Source organism: Thioclava sp. DLFJ4-1 (genome assembly GCF_002020145.1).
In the GTDB taxonomy this organism is placed as follows: domain Bacteria; phylum Pseudomonadota; class Alphaproteobacteria; order Rhodobacterales; family Rhodobacteraceae; genus Thioclava; species Thioclava sediminum.
Genome location: NZ_MPZT01000003.1, coordinates 150659 through 172916 on the forward strand (window position 1 = coordinate 150659; position 22258 = coordinate 172916).

A 22258-nucleotide genomic window follows, 5' to 3' on the forward strand; every position below is an offset into this window, starting at 1 on the left:
ACCTCGCGCATGGGTCTTCCCCTTGGTGGAAATATCCCGGGGGGTGAATTCGCGAATGCGACAAGGGGGGCAGCGCCCCCCTTTCCTGCGTTTCAGATTGTGCGGCCCGATCAGGCCAGCATCAGCATCGGGTTCTCAAGGTTCTCGCAGATCGCCTTCATCAGCTCCGCGCCGAGGGCACCGTCGATCACGCGGTGATCGACCGAGAGCGTCATCGACATGACGGTCGCCACTTCGATCTCACCCTCGTCATTCACGACCGGCTGCTTGATGCCCGCGCCGACGGCGAGGATCGCGCCGTGGGGCGGGTTGATGACCGCGTCGAAATTCTCGATCCCGAACATGCCGAGATTGGAGATCGCGAAGCTGCCGCCCTGATATTCATGCGGCGCGAGCTTGCGGTCGCGGGCACGGGTGGCGAGGTCCTTCATCTCCGCAGACAGCGTCGAGAGCGACTTCATCTCTGCATCCTTCAGCACCGGGGTGAACAGCCCGCCTTCGATTGCGACCGCGACGGCCACGTCCGAGGGCTTCAGCTTGAACACCTTGTCACCGGCCCAGACGGCATTCGCATCCGGCACCGATTGCAGCGCCAGCGCGCAGGCCTTGATGATGAAGTCGTTGACCGACAGCTTCACGCCGCGCCCCTCGAGCTGCTTGTTGAGCTGCGAGCGGAATTTCATCAGCGCGTCGAGTTTGACCGAACGGCGCAGATAGAAATGCGGGATCGTCTGCTTGGCCTCGGTGAGACGCGCGGCGATGGTCTTGCGCATCCCGTTAAGCTCGATCTCCTCGTATTCGCGACCCTCATACATCTTCGCGATGGTCGAGGAGGAGACGGATGCCGCTGCCGGGGCAGGGGCCGCAGCCTCCGCTTTCGGAGCGTCCGCCTTGGCCGGGGCTGCCTTGCCACCTTGGGCGGCTTCGACATCGGCCTTCACGATACGACCTTTCGGGCCCGAGCCTTTGAGCGCGGCCAGATCGACGCCCTTGTCGGCGGCGATGCGGCGTGCGAGCGGCGAGGCGAAGACACGCTTGCCATCCGCATCCTGCGGCGCGGCAGGCGCTTTTTCCGTCTTCGGTGCGGCGCTCGCACCTTTCGAGCCACCGGCTTTCGCGCCGGTCTTTTCGGCGGGCGCGTTGTCGGCGTCCTTGGTCTCTTTCGCATCTTCGGCGGCTTCGGCTTGTGCTTCCCCGGGAACGGGGCTCTCGGCCTCGTCCACGGCGGAGGCATCCTCGCCCTCTTCCAGCAGCACGGCGATCGGGTCGTTTACCTTCACGCCGGAGGTGCCTTCCGAGACGAGGATCTTGCCGATCACGCCCTCATCCACGGCCTCGAATTCCATCGTGGCCTTGTCGGTTTCGATCTCCGCGATGATGTCGCCAGAGGAGACTTCGTCCCCCTCTTTCACGAGCCATTTCGCGAGCGTGCCTTCCTCCATCGTGGGCGACAGGGCGGGCATCAAAATCTGGGTTGCCATTGCGCTATCCCCTTACCGGTAGGTGACTTTTTTGACCGCATCGACGACCTCGTCCGAGGTCACGAGCGCCATTTTCTCGAGGTTCGCCGCGTAGGGCATGGGCACGTCCTTGCCGGTGCAGTTGATCACCGGCGCGTCGAGCCAGTCGAAGGCGCGCTCCATGATCACGGCCGACAGGTGGTTGCCGAAGCTTGCCACGGGGAAGCCTTCCTCGACGGTCACGCAGCGGTTGGTCTTGCGCACCGAGGCGAGCACCGTGTCGTAATCCACCGGGCGCAGGGTGCGCAGGTCGATCACTTCCGCGTCGATGCCCTCTTTCTCGAGCTTGTCTGCCGCTTCCAGAGCGTGGCTCATGCCGATGCCCCAGCTGACGATGGTGACATCCGCGCCTTCGCGCCAGATTTTCGCCTTGCCGAAGGGGATGGTGAAGTCCTCCAGATCCGGCACCTCGAACGAACGCCCATAGAGGATTTCGTTCTCGAGGAAGATCACCGGGTTCGGGTCACGGATCGCCGATTTCAGCAGGCCTTTCGCATCGGCTGCCGAGTAGGGCTGCACCACTTTCAGGCCCGGAACGCTGGCATACCATGCGCCGTAATCCTGGCTGTGCTGCGCCGCCACGCGGGCGGCCGCGCCGTTCGGACCGCGGAACACCATCGGTGCGCCCATCTGACCGCCCGACATGTAGAGCGTCTTCGCCGCCGAGTTGATGATCTGGTCCATCGCCTGCATGGCGAAGTTGAAGGTCATGAATTCGACGATCGGGCGCAGGCCACCGAAAGCCGCACCGACGCCGAGACCCGCGAAACCATGCTCGGTGATTGGCGTGTCGATCACGCGGCGGTCGCCGAACTCGTCCAAGAGCCCTTGCGTGACCTTGTAGGCGCCTTGGTATTCGGCGACTTCCTCGCCCATCACGAAGACGGAGTCGTCGGAGCGCATTTCCTCGGCCATCGCATCGCGCAGCGCCTCGCGGACGGTCTGCGTCTTCATCGGCGTGCCTTCGGGCCAATCCGGCGTGGTGTCGGGCTTGGGCATGTCGTCGCCCTCATCCGAGGATTTCGCCTTGGCCGGGGTCTTCGCAGGCTCGCCTTCGTCGTCGCTTTCGGCGGCGTCCGACCCGGTATCGGGCGCTTCGGCCTCTTCGGCGGCGGAGGCGTCTTCGCCTTCTTCCAGCATCACCGCGATCGGGTCGTTGACCTTCACGCCGGAGGTGCCTTCGGCGACGAGGATCTTGCCCAGCGTGCCTTCGTCGACCGCTTCGAATTCCATCGTGGCCTTGTCGGTCTCGATCTCGGCGATGATGTCACCGGCCGAAATCTCGTCGCCCTCTTTCTTGAGCCATTTCGCCAGCGTGCCCTCTTCCATCGTGGGCGAGAGCGCGGGCATCAGAATCTTGGTTGCCATCTGTCTTTCCCCCCTCAGGCGTTCTGCGGCGCGACATCGGTATAGATGTCGGTGTAAAGTTCATCCGCGGAGGGCTCGGGGCTCTCTTTGGCGAAATCGGCGGCGCCGTTGACGATCGCCTTGATATCCTTGTCGACCTGCTTGAGCTCGTCCTCGGTCGCGTGCTTGCCGGTCAGCAGAAGCTGGCGGATATGCTCGATCGCGTCGCGCTCTTCGCGCATCTTCTGCACCTCTTCGCGGGTCCGGTATTTCGCCGGGTCCGACATCGAGTGGCCGCGATAGCGATAGGTCTTGATCTCGAGAATGTAGGGGCCCTTGCCCGAGCGGCAGTGCGCGACGGCCTTCTCGCCGGCCTGCTTCACCGCCAGCACGTCCATCCCGTCGACCTCTTCGCCCGCGATGCCATAGGCGATGCCGCGCTCGTAGAAGTCGGGCGACTTGGTCGCACGCTTCACGCTGGTGCCCATGGCATATTGGTTGTTCTCGATCACGAAGACGACCGGAAGATCCCAGAGCTGCGCCATGTTGTAGGTCTCTGCGACCTGGCCCTGGTTCGCCGCACCATCGCCGAAATAGGTGAAGGTGACGTTGTCGTTGCCCTTGTACTTATCCGCGAAGGCGAGGCCCGCGCCGATCGGCACCTGCGCTGCGACGATGCCGTGGCCGCCGTAGAAATGCTTCTCTTTCGAGAACATGTGCATCGAGCCGCCCTTGCCCTTCGAGTAGCCGCCATCGCGACCCGTGAGCTCGGCCATCACGCCTTTCGGGTCCATCCCGCAGGCGAGCATATGCCCGTGATCGCGATAAGAGGTGACGCGCTTATCGCCTTCCTTCGCCGCAGCCTCGAGGCCGACGACCACCGCTTCCTGCCCGATATAGAGGTGGCAAAAGCCGCCGATCAGACCCATGCCGTAAAGCTGACCGGCCTTCTCTTCGAAGCGCCGGATCAGCAGCATGTCATGGTAATATTGCTTGAGTTCCTCGGCCGAGACATTCGCGCCCGCTTTGGCGCCGCTCGCCGAGCCTTTCCGTGCTGCCATTGGTCAGACCTCCCTTGGCCGGAATAGTTTAGCGTTAAACCATTCCTTACAGCAATGCCGGGCCGAAGGCAATGACCCTGCGGTATCGCAGGGCAGGAATGGCGCTCACGTTTCAACTAGGGCCGGTGAGGCGGTTTTCGAGCGATGTTTGTGCCGCGAAAATGGGCAGGCCTATAAGCCTCTCAGCGGATCACGATCTCGTCCGAGCGCATCGCGCCCAGCACTTCGCGCGCCCGGCTGTCGAGGAGGTCCAGATCGAGGTAATCGTCGGAGAGGCGATGGGTCAGGTTGGCCATCCGGTCGACCTTGGCGCGCAGGGCATCACGCTCGGCGCGCTTGGCGTCGATCTCCGCTTCGATCTGCACGCGGCTGAGAATCCCGTAACGCCCCTGCACGGCGGCAAAGGCGAAATAGGCGCCCAGCACCACCGCCACGGTCACGAAAATCAGAGGCCCGATCGTGGGGCGTCTCATCACCATTGTCCTGCCTCGCTTCTTCGCTGGTCGCGTGCCTGTCCCCCAGACCCGCGCCATGGCCTCTGACGGGCCCCGTGTCTCGAATCATGTCACATGTGATTCGTCATTGGAATCCCCCGGATGATCAATTCTGCAAAGATTTCGCATGCCGTTGCGCACTGTGTTGCGCATTCAGCGGTCCGCCCCGCACGCGTGGCCCCGCATGCGCGCAGACTTGCCCCGGCGCGCGCATCTGGCTAGGCAGGTTTCGCAGCAGGAAAGGCGCGCATGTGAGCATCTCCGGGTTCATCAAGGCGGTCGGGTCGAAGAAGATGCGGCTCTTCGGCATCACCGCGCCGCGCGCAGCCGAAGGGCGCGAGGGACTGGCTCTCGTCGCCATCGTGAAGAACGTGGGCGACTACATTCTCGAATGGCTGGAATTTCATACGGCGGCCGGGGCGCGCCACGTCTTTCTCTATGACAATGGTTGCACCGACGACACGCTGGCCAAGATCGCCGCGTCGCCCTTCGCGGCGTCCGTCACCGTGACCCCCTGGCGCATGGCGGGCTACGATCCGGCGACGCAGCGCCGCATCTCGCAGCAGGTCGCGGCCTATGCCCATGCGGTCACCACCTTCGGCGCCGATTTCGAGCGCATGGCCTTCATCGATATCGACGAATTCCTCGTCCCCGATCCCGGGCTGAGCCTGATGGAGGCGATCACGCAGCATGGTGATCACTCGAACATATCGCTGCCCTGGCACATGTTCGGTCACGCGGGCCACGAGACGCGCCCCGAGGCCTGGGTGACGCGCGCCTTCACCGACCGCGCGCCCGTTCCCTACGCCCGCGACAGCGATCTGCTGCGCTTCAAATGCATCGTCGATCCGTCCCGCGTCTCCGCTGTGGGCGTGCATAGTTTCGAGACCGTGGATATGGGCGACCGCACCGCCAACGCGGCGGGGCAGGTGGTGTCAAACCGCGCGCGCAAGCAGGCGGCGTTCTTCACCTCGAGCCCGCTGCAGCTGAACCACTACTATCTGCTGTCGAAAGCCGAGCTGGAGACCAAACTCTCCCGCGGCCCGATCAATTTCGGCGGCGCCGAAGGGTATCGCAAACGCGTGCTGCAGAAAGTCGCCGAGATCGAACGCGCGCCGGTCGAGGACCGCAAGGCGGTGGCGTATTATGACGCGCTCTCAGCCCAGAGGGGCGGCGCGGGTAATAATTTCGGTTAACTGCCGCGCGAGGGCGGCCGGTTCGACCGTCGCGCGCATCGCCTCCATCCGGTCCAGCGCGTCACGCCAGAGCGGCCCGCCATAGCTGTCCTGTGCCAGCCGGAATGTCTCGGTGATGCTCTCGGGCGTCGGGTCGGTCAGAAACGGATAATCCGCACCGAGCATCTCCACCGCATCATCGACATCGCGATTGACGAGGATATTCGCGTTGCAGGCCGCGGCGGTGAAGCCCTTCGTAAACGGTTTGTAGCCGCGATTGACGCCATGCGCGGTCTGGCTCTCGGGGCGCACGCCGTAATGCAGCGCGAAGCTTCCGATCCGAGGCAGGGCGCGTTCGAAATCCTCGACCACCGAAATATCGACCGTCTCAACCTCGGCGCGGATCGCCCCGGGGATCATCGCATTGTCCGGTCGCCCGATATAGCCGCAGGAGAACTCGGGTCGCTCGGGCAGCGTCAGCGCTTGCAGGCGTGGGTCGAAATGGTGATGCAGCAGCTCGACCGGACAGGAAAGGCCCTTGTCAGCGCAAAGGTCTCGCAGCGCCTGTTGGCCGCGCAGCGAAGCCGCGATCAGCAAGTCGAACAATTCGGGCCGCACATGGCGCAGCTTCATGTCGACCACATCCTGCGCGACGATGATCCCGCGTTTGCGTAGCGGGGCCAGATGCGCGCGCGTGAGGTGTTTCGCGGCGGATTTTACGAAGATGCACAGCGCGCCGCGCGGAATGCTGCGCGCCACGGCGCGCATCGCAATCGGCGGCATCACGAGCGCATGGAACGGACGTACAGACAGAGTGATCCCCGGATCGAGATGGGGTCTCAGCAATTCGACCAGCTGCTCGGCCCGCATATAGGCCGACCCACGCTGCGCGAGCGGCCGCGCCATGCGACGAAACAGAACGACATGTCGTTGCACGGAGCCTGCACCTTTCCTGTCTGGGATGTTCAGCTTTAGCGTGTCCCGGCGCGACGCCGCAAGGTCGTGTGCGGTGCAAAAAGCGGGCCGCCTCCCGACGCCCCGCTTCGGCTTGGTTCAAATATCCCGGGGGAGCTCCCGCAGGGAGTGGGGGCAGAGCCCCCTGATCGGTTAACCGATCTTACCCCGCCACCGAGGCTGCGTGGATCGAGGTGATCGCCTCTTCCAGCATCGCGTTGAACTCCTCGTCCGACTGCTGCGCCGAGAGGCCCTCGGTCAGCGCGCGCGAGAAGGACGCGATCATGCCGGTGTTCTTGGCCAGCTTCTCGTTCGCCTCGTCGCGCGAATAGCCGCCCGAGAGCGCCACGACCTTCAGCACCTTCGGGTGATCGACCAGCGGCTTGTAGCGGTTCGGCTCGGTCGGCAGCGAGAGCTTCAGCATCACCTGCTTGCCCTCGGGCACCGTGTCGAGATGGCTCAGGATCTCGGCCAGCAGCATCTGCTCGGCCTCGTCCTTGTCAGCAATCGAGATCGTCACTTCCGGCTCGAGGATCGGCACGAGCCCGTGGCTCAACACCTGCATGCCCAGCTCGAACTGCTGATCGACGATCGCCTTGATGCCGCCGACATTGGCCGCCGAGATCACCGAACGCTCCTTGGTGCCGAAGATGCCCGCCTTGACCGCGCGCGACAGCAGATCGTCGAGGTTCGGGATCGGCTTCATCAGCTGCACGCCGTTTTCCTCGGCTTCCAGCCCCTTGTCGATCTTCAGGAAGGGCACCACGCCGCGCTTTTCCCAAAGGTAGGTGGCAGTGGGCGTGCCGTCGATCTCGCGATCCATCGTCTGCTCGAACAGGATCGCGCCGACAACTTTCTCGCCGGTAAAGGCGGGGGATTTGATGATCCGCGCACGCATCTGGTGAATCAGGTCGAACATTTCCTCTTCGCCGTTATAGGCGTCTTCCTCGATCCCGTAGAGACGCAGCGCCTTGGGGGTGGAGCCGCCCGATTGGTCGAGGGCTGCGATGAAGCCGTTGCCCTCGCGCATCTGCTCGGTCTGCTTGGCGTTGGACATGGAAATTCCTCCTGCGGGATATTGGGTCGTCTGAAGGGATAGTTTCCGCGCCGAGGCGATGCAACGCTGGTGACGCTAACATCGCGAAATGGCGTGAATTTTGGCGTGACCTCGCCGCTGCGCAGCGTCCCGCGCCGCGAAAAGACGCGCAAATGAAAAGGGCCGGGGCGCTCTCGCAGCCCCGGCCCGATCGGTCTCTGCGCCCTGTCACAGGGCGCCAAGCTCAGCTTTGCTGGTCGAGCGCCGCGACGCCCGGCAGGACCTTGCCTTCCATCCACTCGAGGAAGGCACCGCCCGCGGTCGAGATATAGGAGAAGTCCTTCGCCGCATCGGCCTTGTTGAGCGCCGCGACCGTATCGCCGCCACCTGCGACCGAGATCAGTTTCTCGTCGCGGGTCAGCTCGGCCGCTTTCGCCGCCGCCGCATTGGTCGCCGCATCGAAGGGCGCGATCTCGAACGCGCCGAGCGGGCCGTTCCAGATCAGCGTGCGCGAGTTCTCGAAGACCTTCGTGATCTCCTCGACGGATTTCGGACCGGCATCGAGGATCATCGCATCCGCCGGGCAGGCGTCATTGGCCACGGTCTCGTTCTCGGCGCCCGCCTTGAACTCGCGCGCCACGACCACGTCGACGGGCAGGTGGATCTTGCAGCCCGCATCCTTGGCCTTCTCCATGATCTCTTTCGCCGTGTCGGCCATGTCGCGCTCGGCCAACGATTTGCCGACATCGATGCCCTGCGCCACGAGGAAAGTGTTGGCCATGCCGCCGCCGATGATCAGGTGATCGACCTTGGCCACCAGATTGCCCAGCAGGTCGAGCTTGGTCGAGACCTTCGCGCCGCCCACGACCGCCGTCACCGGACGCTCGGGGTCACCGAGGGCCGCCTCGAGCGCCTTCAGCTCGGCTTCCATCAGGCGACCGGCGGCTGCGGGCAGAATCTTCGCGATGCCTTCGGTCGAGGCATGGGCGCGGTGCGCCGCCGAGAAGGCGTCGTTGACGTAGACCTCGCCAAGCGCGCCCATCTCGGCGGCCAGCATCGGATCGTTCTTCTCTTCGCCTGCGTGGAAGCGGGTGTTCTCCAGCAGAAGAACCTCGCCTTTCTGCAGCGCGCCCACGGCTTCCTTCGCGGGGCCGCCGACGCAGTCCTTGGCGAATTTCACCGGGAAGCCGAAGGCCTTCTCCAGCGCGGGAACCAGCGGCTCGAGGCTCATTTCGGGGACGACCTGGCCCTTGGGGCGACCGAAATGCGCCAGCAGCACCGGCTTGCCGCCCTTCGACATGATGTCCTGCACGGTCGGCACGATCTTCTCGATGCGCGTGGCATCGGTCACTTTTCCGTTCTCCACGGGCACGTTGATATCCACGCGCACCAGCACGACCTTGCCGTCCAGATCGACCTCGTCGAGGGTTTTCCAAGCCATGAAATCACTCTCCCTATCGGCGCAGGGGACCATCGTGAATGTGGCCCGCTCCCGCGGCTTGCGTTCTTCATGCCTGCGGCGATGGGTCGCGTCAACACGGCTGACCGAACTGCGGCGCTTTGTCCTTGCCGCGCAAGGGCCTCGCTCCTATGGTCGGCCCAAATTTTCAACGGAGGACCCAATGGCCGATATCAAGGATCCCGAGAACACGATCATCATCGAGCTCAAGGACGGGCCGGTCGTGATTGAGCTTCTCAGCGACGTCGCCCCGAAACATGCCGAGCGCATGAAGCAACTCGCCCGCGACGGCGCCTATGACAACGTGGCCTTCCACCGCGTGATCGAGGGCTTCATGGCCCAGACCGGCGATGTCGCGAACGCGAATATGGAAAAGGACTACAATCCGGGCCGCGCGGGCACGGGCGGGTCGCAATATCCCGATCTTCCGGCGGAATTCTCGAAGCTGCCGCATGATCGCGGGACGCTGGGCGCTGCGCGCTCGCAAAACCCGAACTCGGCCAACTCGCAGTTCTTCATCAACTTCAAGGACAACCATTTCCTCAACGGTCAATACACGGTCTATGGCCGCGTGATTGAAGGCATGGAGAATGTCGACAAGATCGCGCGCGGCGAGCCGCCGCAGAACCCCGACCGGATGATCTCGGTGAAGGTGGCCGCCGATGCGTAATATTCTGCGCCGCACCGTTCTCGCCGCCGCCGCAAGCCTCGTGGTCGCAGCGCCTGCTGCCTTCGCACAAGACAGCTCGGGCGTGGCCGATACCGGCGGTCCGAAGCTCGTCCTGCAGATCGGCGGTCAGACCGAGGGCAAGGTCGTGATCGACCTGCTCACCGACAAGGCCCCGAAATCCGCCGAACGCCTGATGACGCTCGCCAAGGAAGGCAAATACGACGATGTCGTCTTCCACCGCGTGATCGACGGCTTCATGGCCCAGACGGGCGATGTGCAGTTCGGCAAGAAGGGCGGAGATACGTCGATGGCCGGTATGGGCGGCTCCGATCTGCCCGACCTTCCGGCGGAATTCTCGAACATCTCCTTCCAGCGCGGCATCGTGGGCATGGCCCGCTCCGCCGATCCGAACTCGGCCAATTCGCAGTTCTTCATCATGTTCGCCCCCGCGCCCCATCTCGACGGGCAATATACCGTCGTGGGCCATGTCGTGAGCGGCATGGATGTGGTCGACAAGATCAAGAAGGGCGACGCGGCGCGCAACGGCGTGGTCGAGGACCCCGATTACATCGTCAAGGCGACGGTGGAAGACAAGTAAACCGGGCAGGGGGGGCGCTGCCCCCTCAGGCCTTGCGGCCTGTCCCCCCGGGATATTTGGAAAGAGCGAAGACGCGGGTCGATCCGGTCTTCGCTCTTTTCATCTTCGCTCTTGAGAAAATATCCCGGGGGCTTCGCGTCAGCGAAGCGGGGCAGCGCCCCTCCCAGCTTTCAGAGCCGCGCGATCCGCTCGGTCAGGAGCGTGTAGAACCCTTCGGCATCCAGGTCGCCCATGAACATCGCATTCGGCGCCCGGTCGGTCACGCGCCACCAGTCGGCGACGGTCATGCCCATGGTCAGCTCCGACACGGTCTCGATCTCGACATTGATATGCCGTCCGATGAACAGGTCGGGCTTGAGCAGATAGGCGATCACGCAGGGGTCGTGCAGCGGCGCACCTTCGGAGCCGTATTTCGCCATGTCGAACCGCTCGAAGAAATCGGTCCAGCTGGCGACCGCATGGCCGACGCGGGTGCCGAGATTGCGGAACGCCTCGACGCGGGCGCGGGTGGTGAGCGCCTTATGCGTCACGTCGAGCGGCATCACCACCAGCGGCACGCCGGATTTGAACACGATCTCGGCGGCCTGCGGGTCGACATGGATGTTGAATTCGGCGGCGGGCGTGGTGTTGCCCACCTCGAAATAGGCGCCGCCCATCAGCACGATCTCTGCGATCTTCTCGGCGATGTCGGGGGCGCGTTGGAGCGCGGTCGCGATATTGGTGAGCGGGCCCAGTGGGCAGAGCGTCACGCTGCCGGCGGGATGGGCGCGCAGCGTCTCGATCAGGAAGTCGACCGCGTGCTGGTCCTGTAGCGGCATCTGAGGCTCGGGCAGTTCGATCCCGTCGAGCCCGGTCTTGCCATGGACATATTCCGCCGTGACCAGGTCGCGCGCGAGCGGCCGGTCGCAGCCCGCATAGACCGGCACATCCGTCCGCCCGGCCAGTTCGCAGACCACGCGCGCGTTCTTGGACGTCAGCGGCAGCGGCACGTTCCCGGCGACACAGGTGATGCCCAGAACTTCGAGGTCGGGGCTGGCCAGCGCCAGCAGGATCGCCACCGCGTCATCCTGTCCGGGATCGGTATCGATGATGATCTTGCGCGCCATATTCGCCTCCTTCGCGGGTTCGGCGCGACCTTGGCGCGGCGGCGCGGCGATGTCCAGATATGGGGAGGGGTGACCCTCGGGCACACCAAATCGACATTACCTATGCGTGTGTTCGCCGCGAAGCTTTCCTGCGGGCGGCCACATTTGGCCACAATCGGTCTCTAGACCACTATCTGCAGGGAAGGACACCCAGACATGAACCAGCATCACATCTTCATCGCAGCGCCCGCTTCGGGTGGAATGAGTGGCCAGATGGCACGCACGCTTGGCTGTGGGCAGGACGCTTTGGCCCGCGCAGGCTATGGTCCGGCGGTGATCGGGGCTGCGGCTGGCGGGCGTGTCCACCTCGATTCCCAATTGATCGGCGATGCGGCGGCGGGGCTCTATCACCTTTTCGCCCGGGCTCAGGAACGGGCCGAGCGGTTCCGCGAGGCGCTGAGCGGTTCGGTCGGGCGCGTGGTGCTCTATGCGCCGAGTTATGAAGACTATTACCCGGCGCTCTGGCGTGATCTCGCCGCGCGCCGCCCGCTCAAGCCCTTCGCAGAGCTGACGCCGCGCCTGATGGCGCGTCCGCGCCGCTGGGTGAACGTGGTGCGCGATCTGAAAGCCGGTCTCAACCCGCGCGAAATCATCGTGCTGCCGCATGGCTCGAAGATCGGCGAGGCGATGGCCGCGCTGGTGCCGGGCGCGTCGCTCGATCCCGCGCCCGATGCCGAGGCCGCGCATGCCGATACGGTGATCGCGATGATGCAGCGCCTGCACCATTCGGGCGTCGTGATCGGGCCGAAACAGAAACGCCGTCTGGCGCGGTTCCATCACCAGCAGCCGCAAGGCACGCCGATCGCCGAGTTCGATCCGCTCGACCGGGCCTCGCTGCAGCGCCGCTACGAGCAGGATCTGGAGCAAATGGCCGCGATCGACGGCGTGCGCATCGGCCCCGACGAGGCGCTACAGATCGCGGCCCAGTAACCGCATCGGTTGCTCACCATTTCCGGACAATGAAAAAAGCGGCGCCCGCTGGACGCCGCTTTCTCTGTTTCGTGTCTGATCGCGATCAGCCGTCGAGATCGACCTCGTCGATCAGCTTGAGCGCGGTTGGGCGCAACTCGGCCAGCTTCGCGAGGTCCAGCGTATCGGGCGTGAACTCGCCCCAGCTTTGCACCAGTTCGGACCGCGCAACGCCCGGCTTGATCGGGAATTCGTGGTTGGTCTGGGCGTAGATTTCCTGCGCCTCATCCGAGACGAGGAATTCCATCAGCTTGAGCGCGTCCTCGCGGTTCGGCGCGGATTTGGTCATCGCCATGCCCGAGACGTTCATATGGGTGCCGCCTTCCTCGAAGACCGGGAAGGTGATGCGCACGGAATTGGCCCATTGCGCCTGCTCGGGATCGGCGAGCATCTGACCCATGTAATAGGTGTTGCCCAGCGAGATGTCGCACTCGCCCGCCCAGATCGACTTCACCTGGCTGCGGTCGTTGCCCTCGGGCGTCTTGGCGAGGTTCGCCTTCAGCCCTTCGAGCCATTCCTTGGTCGCCTCTTCGCCGTGATGGGCGAGATAGGCCGAGGTCAGCGCGACGTTGTAATCCGAGGTGAAGGAGCGGGTGCAGATGCGGCCCTTCCATTTTTCGGAGGCGAGGTCTTCATAGGTCGTGACCTCGCCATCGGACACGCGCTCTTTCGAGGCATAGACGATGCGGGCGCGCGAGGTCAGGCCGAACCAGTGGTTCTGCGGGTCGCGGAATTCGGCGGGGATCGCGTCTTGCAGCGCCGGGTCCTCGACCGCCTGCGTCACGTCCGCATTCACCACTTCGCTCAGCCGCGCAATGTCGACGGTCAGCACCAGATCGGCGGGGGAGCGGTCGCCCTCGGCTTTCAGGCGCTCGACCATGCCTTTCTCGACATAGGCGATGTTCACCGCGATCCCGGTCTCTTCGGTGAAGGCGTCGAGCACGGGCTGGATCAGTTCGGGCTGACGGTGGGAGTAGATGTTCACATCCGCAAGCGTCGGCGTGGCGAGGGCCGTGCCCATCAGGGCGAGGGCGAGGGTCCGGGTCATTGAAGTCTCCATTCGCGTTTTCGTGAGCGAAGAGGTAGCGGTCGCTCACGAACGCGTCAATGCCTGAGTGAATTGATCGGAAATATTTTGCCGCTGCCTGCCTGCCCGCTTTTTGGGCGTTCGATTGACCAATGGGCAGGGGCAGGGCGCATTTTTTGAAATTGCGGCTTTTACCCGAGCGCCGCCTCCGTCATCGTGAAATCGCGAAGACTTATTGCGGGAGCGAGACTTATGGCGATCCATGCCAGCATTTATCACCTGACCCATTACACCTATGACCGCCCGGTGACGCTCGGCCCGCAGATCATTCGCCTGCGGCCAGCGCCGCATTCGCGCACCCGGGTGATCTCGCATTCGCTCAAGGTCTCGCCCGGCGGGCATTTCGTGAATCACCAGCAGGACCCCTACGGCAACTGGCTCGCGCGCTTCGTCTTTCCCGAGCCGGTGACAGAGCTGAAGATCGAGGTGGACCTGACGGCGGACATGACCGTCTACAACCCGTTCGACTTCTTCACCGAGGAATTCGCCGAGGAATGGCCCTTCGACTATCCCGAAGAACTGCGTGACGACCTGTCGATCTACCGAACCCCCGAGCCGGAAGGCCCGCGTCTGGCGCAGTTCATCGGCGAGATCGACTACACGATCAAAGGGACGGTCAATTTCCTCGTCGCGCTGAATGCGCATGTCTCCAAGGTCGTCGATTACACGATCCGCATGGACCCCGGCGTGCAGACGCCCGAGGAGACCCTAGAGAAACGCTCGGGCTCGTGCCGGGACAGCTCGTGGCTCTTGGTGCAGGTGCTGCGGCATCTCGGCTTCGCGGCGCGGTTCGTTTCGGGCTACCTGATTCAGCTGAAGCCCGATCTGGAGGCGCTCGACGGGCCGTCTGGCACCGATCACGACTTTACCGATCTGCACGCTTGGTGCGAGGTCTTCATCCCTGGCGCGGGCTGGATCGGTCTGGACCCGACATCCGGATTGCTGACCGGCGAGAGCCACATCCCGCTGGCGGCCACACCCCATTTCCGCAATGCCGCGCCGATCTCGGGGGGCTTCTCCTCTGTCGGCAGCCCGGAGGTGAGTTTCGCTTTCGACATGACGGTGGACCGGGTGGCCGAACATCCGCGCATCACCAAGCCGTTTTCCGACGAGGCCTGGGAGCGGCTCAATGCGCTGGGGCGCAAGGTGGATGAAAGCCTGAGAGCGGGCGATGTGCGTCTGACGATGGGGGGCGAGCCGACCTTCGTCTCCATCGACGACTTCGAGAGCGACGAGTGGAACACCGCCGCCGTGGGGCCGCAAAAGCGTGCGCTGGCCGATGAACTGATCCGGCGGCTGCGCGATCGCTTCGCGCCGGGGGGCTTCCTGCATTATGGGCAGGGGAAGTGGTATCCGGGCGAGAGCCTGCCGCGCTGGACCTTCTCGCTCTACTGGCGGCGCGACGGCAAGCCGATCTGGCGCGACGAGGATCTGATCGCCAAGGAGGGCGACAAGACCGGCGCGGGGCCGGAGGAGGCCGGTACCTTGATGCGCGGCATCGCCGAACATCTGGGGATCGAGCCCGAGCACGCCCAGCCCGCCTATGAAGACCCCGCCGAATGGATGCTGAAAGAGGGCAACCTGCCGGAGAATGTCACGCCCGATGACAGCAAGCTGAAGAACCCCGAGGATCGCGCGCGCTTCGCCCGGGTCTTCAGTCGCGGGCTGGAGACGCCGACGGGCTATATCCTCCCGGTGCAGCGCTGGCAGGCCAAGGCGCAGCCCGGCCATCGCTGGCGCTCGGAGAAGTGGAAGACCCGGCGCGGCAAGCTGTTCCTGATCCCCGGGGACAGCCCTGCGGGCTTCCGCCTGCCGCTGGGCGCGCTGCCCTATGTGCCGCCCGCGCAATATCCCTATCACTACGTCACCGACACCTCGCTGCCCAAAGGCGATTTGCCCGACTTCCATGCCGAGATGGAGAAGGCTGCCGAGAAGGGTTTGGTCGACAAGCCCACGGAGGAGCACAGCCAGCCCGTCTCTGAGGCGCAATCGGCCGAGCCGGGGCAGCGGATCGTCGAGCAGGATCTCGATACCATCGACGGCGTCGTGCGCACCGCGATCTCGGTCGAACCCCGCGATGGGCGGCTATGCGTCTTCATGCCGCCGACCGAGGATCTAGAGGATTACCTCGAACTGATCGCCGCCGCCGAGGAAAGCGCCAAGGCGATGGGGCTGCCGATCCATATCGAAGGCTACGCCCCACCGCATGATCCGCGTCTCAACGTGATCCGTGTCGCGCCCGATCCCGGCGTGATCGAGGTGAATATCCATCCCGCCCATAGCTGGGAGGACTGCGTCGCCACCACCGAGGCGATCTACGAGGAGGCCCGCCAGTCGCGGCTGGGGGCCGACAAGTTCATGATCGACGGGCGCCATACCGGCACGGGGGGCGGCAACCATGTCGTGGTCGGAGGGGAGACGCTTCTCGACAGCCCCTTCCTGCGTCGCCCCGATCTGCTGAAATCGCTCATCCTGATCTGGCAGCGGCATCCCTCGCTGTCCTATCTGTTCTCGGGCCTCTTCATCGGCCCAACCTCGCAGGCACCTCGCATCGACGAGGCACGGCACGATACGCTTTACGAGCTGGAAATCGCGCTGAGCCAGATCCATCCGCCAGAGGCAGGCAATGTGCCGCCGCCGTGGCTGGTGGATCGGCTTCTGCGCAACATGCTGACCGACGTCACCGGCAACACCCACCGCGCCGAGATTTGCATCGACAAGATGTATTCGCCCGACGGGCCGACCGGTCGCCTCGGCCTCGTCGAGTTCCGCGGCTTCGAGATGCCGCCGGACCCGCGCATGTCGCTCGCGCAACAACTCCTGCTGCGCGCCATCATCGCGCGGTGCTGGAATGCGCCGGTAGAGGGGCGTTCGGTGCGCTGGGGGACGGTGCTGCATGACCGCTTCATGCTGCCGCATTACCTCTGGGAGGATTTCACCGATCTTCTCGCCGACCTGCGTCGCCACGGCTTCGATCTCGATCCGCAATGGTTCGAGGCGCAATCGGAGTTCCGCTTCCCCTTCTGCGGTCAGATCGAGGCCGAAGGCGTGCATCTCGAGATCCGTCAGGCGCTCGAGCCGTGGCATGTGCTGGGAGAGACCGGCGCCATTGGCGGCACAGTGCGCTACACCGACAGCTCGGTGGAGCGTTTGCAGGTGAAGATGACCTCGCTCCATCAGGACCGCTACAAGGTGATGTGCAACCGTCGTCCCGTGCCGCTGGCGCGCACGCAGGAAAGCGGGGTGTCCGTCGCCGGGGTACGCTTCAAGGCGTGGCAACCCGCCGAGGCGCTGCATCCGACGCTGCCGGTCAATGCGCCGCTGACCTTCGACATCTATGACGATTGGACGGGCAGGGCGATCGGGGGCTGCATCTATCACGTGGCCCATCCGGGGGGGCGCAACTACGATACCTTCCCGGTGAACGGCAACGAGGCGGAAGCCCGCCGATTGGCGCGCTTCGAGGGGCACGGTCACACGCCGGGGGCCTATCGCCCGGAACCGGAGACCCCCCACCCGGAGTTTCCCCTGACGCTTGACCTGCGACGTCCTGTCGGGCTGAGTTGATCCGAGCCTAACGGAGACCCGATGCAAAGCCCCAATACGTCCGACGCTGCGAGCCCGCTCGAACAGCACCCGCTTCTGGCGGGCTATGCGCCCGTGCCGGGCGTGGCCGACGAGCTGTTCGAACGCTCCGGTGCGATGCGGCGCGTCTGGCGGCCCTTCGTGGAGAAGTTCCTGCAGCTCGAACCCGGGGAAATCCCGCAACGCTTCGAACGCGCCAATCAGTACCTGCGCGATGCGGGCGTCTATTACCGGCAATATTCCAATGATGTGCTGGCCGAGCGCGAATGGCCGCTGAGCCATATCCCCGTCGTGCTGCATGAAAGCGAGTGGTCGGGCATCTGCGAGGGGCTGGCACAGCGGGCCGATCTGCTCGAGGCGGTGATGGCCGATCTCTACGGGCCGGGAAGTCTCGTCGCGAACGGACATCTGCCGCCGGAACTGATCGCGGGCAATAAGCACTGGATGCGCCCGATGGTGGGGGTGCAGCCCAAGGGGGGCAATTACCTGCATTTCCTCGCCTTCGAGATCGGGCGCTCGCCGGACGGGTCGTGGTTCGTGCTGGGGGATCGGACGCAGGCGCCCTCGGGGGCGGGGTTCGCGCTGGAGAACCGTATGGCCACGGGGCGCATCTTCCCCGAGAGCTTCCCGCGCGATCATATCCATAAGCTCGCCACATTCTTTGGTGACTTCCGCGCCGCGCTAGAGACGCTTGCGGGGCGGGGCGAGGGCGATATGCGCCGCGCCGCGATCCTGACGCCGGGCCCGGCCAATGACAGCTATTACGAGCATACCTATATCGCGCGCTACCTCGGCCTGTCGCTTCTCGAAGGCGAGGATCTGCTGGTGCAGAATGGCGAGGCGATGGTGCGCACGATCGAGGGGCCGCAACCCTTGGGCGCGCTCTGGCGGCGGATGGATGCGGGCTTCGTCGATCCGCTCGAGATGGACCCCGACACCCAGATCGGCACGCCCGGTCTGATGGAGGCGGTGCGCGAGGGCAATCTCGCGATGGTCAATGCGCTGGGCGCGGGCGTGCTGGAGACCCGCGCGTTGATGGCCTTTCTGCCGAAGATTTCGCGGGTGCTGACGGGGCAGCCGCTCGCCATGCCCAATATCGCGACTTGGTGGTGCGGCGGCGCGTCCGAGCGCGCCCATGTGCGCGCCAATGCCGAGAACATGATGATCGGCCCTGCGATGGCGGTGAACCTGCCCTTCGATCTGGATGCCGCGACCGCGCTGGGCGGGCAGTTCCGCTCGGGTGCGGAGGCGTCCATCGCGGATTGGCTGGAGGCCGAGGGCCGGCATCTGGTGGGCCAGGAGGCGGTGACGCTGTCCACGACGCCCGCATGGCATGACGACGGGCAGGGCGGCGGCTCGGTCCGGCCCTGTCCGATGACGGTGCGGGTGTTTGCCGCGCGCACGCCGCAGGGTTGGCAGTTCATGAAGGGCGGCTATGCCCGGATCGGACCAGAGGGCGATGCGACCGCGCTGTCGATGCAGCAGGGCGGGGCTGTGGCCGATGTCTGGATCGTCTCGGACAAGCCAGTGCCCTCGGCGAGCATGGCGCCGCGCCAGACCGGCACCTTCCGCCGCAAGATTCCCGGCACGCTGCCTGCACGCGCCGCCGACAACCTTTATTGGCTCGGCCGCTACATCGAGCGCTGCGAGGACTCGATCCGGGTGATCCGCGCCTATCACCTGCGCCTCGCCGCGACAGGCAGCCCGGAAGACGAGCGGTTGGCTCGTCTGGCGGAGTTCCTCGGCGCGCACGGGTTCGATATCTCGCAACCCGTGCCGGATGCACTTTTGCAGCGGCTCGATGCGGCGCAGGCCTGTGCGTCGAAAGTGCGCGACCGGTTCTCGACCGATGGCTGGCTCGCGCTGAAGGACCTGTCGAAGACCGCCCGCGGGATGGTGAGCACCGCGCGCCCCGGCGACGATACGGCGCGCGCGATGGGGGTGCTTTTGCGCAAGATCACCGGCTTCTCCGGTCTCGTGCACGAGAACATGTATCGCTTCGAGGGCTGGCGCTTCCTGTCGATCGGGCGGGCGTTGGAACGCGCCGACGGGATTGCCGCGCTGCTCATCCGTTTCACCGCCGAGGATGCGCCGGAAGGCGCGCTCGATCTGACGGTGGAGGTGGCCGACAGCGTCATCACCCACCAGCGCCGCTACCGCGTGCGCACCAATCTGGAGACGGTGCTGGACCTGCTGGTGCTCGACGCCGCCAACCCGCGCGCAATTCTGTTTCATCTCAATCGGTTGAAGGGGCTTCTTGATGAGCTTCCCGAGGCCGAGGTGGCCGGGCGTCCGGGCGATCTGCTGCGCGCGCTGATGCCTCTGCGCACGCAGCTCTCGGTGATCGAACCCGAGGAGGTCACGCCCCAGATGTTGCAGCAGATCCGGTCGGACCTGTTCCGGCTCTCCGATCTCGTGTCGCAGAAATATCTGAGGTAAGCGAATGCGTTACGAGGTGAAGTTAAAGCTGAGCTACCGGTATAACGCGCCCTCCGATCATGCGCGGACGCTGCTGCGGGTGCTGCCTTCGGACATTGCGGGGATGCAAACGGTCACGTCGCGACTGCTCAGCTTCGATCCGCCGCCCGATGAGCGCCATGACTCGCGCGATTTCTTCGGCAATACGATGACCTCGGCGGTCTGGCACGCGCCGATCGCCGAGATCGGCGTGACCCTCACCGCCAAGATTGACCGGGGGCTCGCGGAGCCGGGGCTGGACCTGTCCTCGCCGCGTGGGGAGTTGGCGCAGGAGATCGCCCAATTCCGCAGCCTCGCGCCCAATGCGCCGCATCATTTTCTCGCGGCCTCGCGCCGTGCGGCGCCGACGAAAGAGATGACGGAGTTCGCTCAGGCGCAGTTGCAGCCGGGCCAGACCGCGCGCGGCGCGATCGAGGCGGTGGGGCGCGCGTTGCACCGCGAGATGCGTTTCGATGCGGGCGCGACCGATGTGAACACGCCCGCAGCCGAGGCCTTCGCGAACCGCCACGGCGTCTGTCAGGATTTCAGCCATATCATGATCTCCTGCCTGCGCGGGGTGGGGATCCCTGCGGGCTATGTCTCGGGCTTCCTGCGCACCTATCCGCCGCCCGGCCAGCCACGGCTGGAAGGCGCGGATGCGATGCATGCCTGGGTGCGGGCCTGGGCGGGCGCCGAGACCGGCTGGGTCGAATTCGACCCGACCAATAATCAATATGCGGGCGAGGATTACATCACCGTCGGCTACGGGCGCGACTATGACGACGTGCCGCCTTTGCGCGGGGCGATGCGCGGCGCAGGCGGTCAGCAAAGCGCGCAGGCGGTGGATGTAATCCCGCTCGATTGAGGCGACGCAACCCCGGCGCGCGACTGTGCGGCGCGCCGCAGGATTCGCACGAAAGCTTCACTGGCTCGTGACCCGCGACGTCGCGGCATTCATTGACCACGTGATCAAAGCACGATTTACTCCTCACCAGTTTGTGTTTGAACCGTCCCACGATGTCGCGCCCGCGCGACCGGAGGGGGCGGCAGCACTCACGAAAAGACCAACCAACAGGAAGGACAGACCATGACCATTCGCTCGATGCTTTTGGCGGGGGCTGCCGCGGTGATGATGACCGCAGGCGGAGCCGGCGCCAAGACGCTCGTTTATTGCTCGGAAGCGTCGCCGGAAGGCTTTGATCCCGCGCCCTATACCTCGGGCACGACGTTCGACGCCTCGTCGCACCCGGTCTACGACCAGCTCGTCGAATTCAAGCCGGGCACGACCGAGATCGAACCGGGCCTCGCAGAAAGCTGGGACGTCTCCGACGACGGCCTGACCTACACGTTCAACCTGCGCAAGGGCGTGAAATTCCACTCGGTCGAGGGCTTTACCCCGAGCCGTGATTTCAACGCCGATGACGTGATTTTCTCGTTCGACCGTCAGGGCAACAAGGACAACCCCTATTACGCTTACGCGCCGGGCGTTTCCTATGAATACTATGCTGGCATGGATATGCCGACGATCATCAAATCGATCGAGAAAGTCGACGATTACACGGTGAAGTTCACCCTGTCCGAGCCGAACGCGCCGTTCCTTGCCGACCTCGCGATGGACTTCGCGTCGATCATGTCGAAGGAATATGCCGACAAGCTCGCCGGTGAAGACCGCAAGGCTGACATCAACAACGTGCCGGTCGGCACCGGTCCGTTCTCCTTCGTGGCTTACCAGAAGGACGCCGTGATCCGCTACAAAGCGAACCCGGACTACTTCAAGGGCAAGACCCCGGTCGACGATCTGATCTTCGCGATCACCCCCGATCCGGCGGTGCGCATGCAGAAGCTGCAGGCGGGCGAATGCCAGATCATGCCGTACCCGTCGCCGGCCGACATTCAGGCGCTCAAGGACGACTCGAACATCAAGGTCGACGAGCAGCCCGGTCTGAACGTGGCTTACCTCGCCTACAACACCACGCAGGCGCCGTTCGACAAGCCGGAAGTCCGCAAGGCGCTGAACATGGCGATCAACAAGGACGCGATCATCGACGCGGTCTTCCAGGGTGCTGGCCAGGTTGCCAAGAACCCGATCCCGCCGACCATGTGGTCCTATAACAAGGACATCAAGGACGACGCCTACGATCCTGAGCAGGCTAAGAAAATGCTCGACGAGGCTGGCGTCAAAGATCTCGAGATGAACATCTGGGCGATGCCCGTGCAGCGGCCCTACATGCCGAACGCACGCCGCACCGCGGAACTGATGCAATCGGATCTCGCCAAGGTCGGCGTCACCGCGAACATCGTCTCCTACGAGTGGGGCGAGTACCTGAAGAAGTCGAAAGATCCGACCCGTGACGGTGCGGTGATCCTCGGCTGGACCGGCGACAACGGCGACCCGGACAACTTCCTCGCGGTTCTGCTGGGCTGCTCGGCGGCTGAAAGCGGTGCGAACCGTGCCTTCTGGTGCGATCAGAAATTCGACGATCTGATCACCAAGGCGCGTCAATCGAGCGATCAGGCCGAGCGCACCAAGCTCTATGAACAGGCTCAGGAAGTCTTCAAGGAGCAGGCGCCGTGGGACACCATCGCCCACTCGACCGTGTTCATGCCGATGTCGACCAAAGTCAGCGGCTACGTGATGAGCCCGCTGGGCGGTCACGACTTCTACGGGGTGGACATCTCGGAGTGATCCTGAGAATACCCG

17 protein-coding genes are annotated in these 22258 nt (G+C 64.6%); 8 read left to right on the top strand and 9 right to left on the bottom strand.

Annotated features, from left to right (window positions below; all coding sequences use genetic code 11):
• Positions 1–110: 110 nt before the first annotated feature.
• The 4 genes from BMI85_RS10590 to BMI85_RS10605 all read right to left on the bottom strand — a co-directional run bounded on the left by BMI85_RS10590 (position 111) and on the right by BMI85_RS10605 (position 4407).
• Entirely contained in the window at positions 111–1481 is a 1371-nt protein-coding gene (locus tag BMI85_RS10590) for a pyruvate dehydrogenase complex dihydrolipoamide acetyltransferase (RefSeq protein WP_078601273.1), read from the bottom strand.
• A 12-nt stretch (positions 1482–1493) separates the two neighbouring features.
• Complete coding sequence (locus BMI85_RS10595; protein ID WP_078601274.1) at positions 1494–2888, bottom strand: pyruvate dehydrogenase complex E1 component subunit beta; 1395 nt, start codon at positions 2886–2888, stop codon at positions 1494–1496.
• 14 nt (positions 2889–2902) lie between these two features.
• The gene (gene pdhA, locus BMI85_RS10600) at positions 2903–3928 is read right to left on the bottom strand and encodes a pyruvate dehydrogenase (acetyl-transferring) E1 component subunit alpha (protein WP_078520888.1); all 1026 of its coding nucleotides are present in this window, start codon (positions 3926–3928) and stop codon (positions 2903–2905) included.
• Between the two features lie 182 nt (positions 3929–4110).
• On the bottom strand, positions 4111–4407 hold the full coding sequence (locus BMI85_RS10605) for a septum formation initiator family protein (RefSeq protein ID WP_152844401.1): 297 nt from the start codon (positions 4405–4407) through the stop codon (positions 4111–4113).
• A gap of 266 nt (positions 4408–4673) precedes the next feature.
• Between BMI85_RS10605 and BMI85_RS10610 the strand changes: the two genes are divergently transcribed.
• A complete protein-coding gene (locus tag BMI85_RS10610) occupies positions 4674–5618 on the top strand; it encodes a glycosyltransferase family 92 protein (protein WP_168174777.1) in 945 nt (314 codons plus the stop codon).
• Here BMI85_RS10610 and BMI85_RS10615 read toward each other — a convergent pair.
• From BMI85_RS10615 to BMI85_RS10625, 3 genes are all read right to left on the bottom strand, one after another.
• On the bottom strand, positions 5580–6503 hold the full coding sequence (locus tag BMI85_RS10615) for a hypothetical protein (RefSeq protein ID WP_078601276.1): 924 nt from the start codon (positions 6501–6503) through the stop codon (positions 5580–5582). The genes BMI85_RS10610 and BMI85_RS10615 overlap by 39 nt on opposite strands.
• 211 nt (positions 6504–6714) lie before the next feature.
• The gene (locus tag BMI85_RS10620) at positions 6715–7608 is read right to left on the bottom strand and encodes a fructose bisphosphate aldolase (RefSeq protein ID WP_078601277.1); all 894 of its coding nucleotides are present in this window, start codon (positions 7606–7608) and stop codon (positions 6715–6717) included.
• A gap of 223 nt (positions 7609–7831) precedes the next feature.
• Positions 7832–9028 (bottom strand): phosphoglycerate kinase, encoded by a 1197-nt coding sequence (locus BMI85_RS10625; protein WP_078601278.1) that lies wholly within the window; start codon positions 9026–9028, stop codon positions 7832–7834.
• A 181-nt stretch (positions 9029–9209) separates the two neighbouring features.
• Between BMI85_RS10625 and BMI85_RS10630 the strand changes: the two genes are divergently transcribed.
• Entirely contained in the window at positions 9210–9716 is a 507-nt protein-coding gene (locus tag BMI85_RS10630; protein ID WP_078601279.1) for a peptidylprolyl isomerase, read from the top strand.
• A complete protein-coding gene (locus tag BMI85_RS10635; RefSeq protein ID WP_078601280.1) occupies positions 9709–10314 on the top strand; it encodes a peptidylprolyl isomerase in 606 nt (201 codons plus the stop codon). Before BMI85_RS10630 ends, BMI85_RS10635 begins: the two co-directional genes overlap by 8 nt.
• 170 nt (positions 10315–10484) lie before the next feature.
• Here the strand turns inward: BMI85_RS10635 and BMI85_RS10640 are convergent, their stop codons facing one another.
• On the bottom strand, positions 10485–11420 hold the full coding sequence (locus tag BMI85_RS10640; protein WP_078601281.1) for a nucleoside hydrolase: 936 nt from the start codon (positions 11418–11420) through the stop codon (positions 10485–10487).
• Positions 11421–11615: 195 nt separating this feature from the next.
• Here BMI85_RS10640 and BMI85_RS10645 point away from each other — a divergent pair, with 195 nt between their 5' ends.
• Positions 11616–12389 (top strand): hypothetical protein, encoded by a 774-nt coding sequence (locus BMI85_RS10645; RefSeq protein WP_078570942.1) that lies wholly within the window; start codon positions 11616–11618, stop codon positions 12387–12389.
• Positions 12390–12474: 85 nt separating this feature from the next.
• Here the strand turns inward: BMI85_RS10645 and BMI85_RS10650 are convergent, their stop codons facing one another.
• Positions 12475–13476: a Fe(3+) ABC transporter substrate-binding protein gene (locus BMI85_RS10650; RefSeq protein WP_246832541.1), complete on the bottom strand. Its 1002-nt coding sequence runs from the start codon at positions 13474–13476 to the stop codon at positions 12475–12477.
• A gap of 231 nt (positions 13477–13707) precedes the next feature.
• On the opposite strand from BMI85_RS10650, the gene BMI85_RS10655 reads away from it, so the two are divergent.
• The 4 genes from BMI85_RS10655 (at position 13708) to BMI85_RS10670 (ending at position 22243) form a co-directional block, all read left to right on the top strand.
• Positions 13708–17082 (top strand): transglutaminase family protein, encoded by a 3375-nt coding sequence (locus BMI85_RS10655; RefSeq protein WP_078601283.1) that lies wholly within the window; start codon positions 13708–13710, stop codon positions 17080–17082.
• Between the two features lie 21 nt (positions 17083–17103).
• Positions 17104–19539, top strand: coding sequence for a circularly permuted type 2 ATP-grasp protein (locus BMI85_RS10660; protein ID WP_078601284.1), 2436 nt, complete (start codon positions 17104–17106; stop codon positions 19537–19539).
• 4 nt (positions 19540–19543) lie between these two features.
• Positions 19544–20422, top strand: coding sequence for a transglutaminase family protein (locus tag BMI85_RS10665; RefSeq protein WP_078601285.1), 879 nt, complete (start codon positions 19544–19546; stop codon positions 20420–20422).
• A 222-nt stretch (positions 20423–20644) separates the two neighbouring features.
• A complete protein-coding gene (locus BMI85_RS10670) occupies positions 20645–22243 on the top strand; it encodes an ABC transporter substrate-binding protein (RefSeq protein ID WP_078540627.1) in 1599 nt (532 codons plus the stop codon).
• Positions 22244–22258 lie beyond the last annotated feature (15 nt).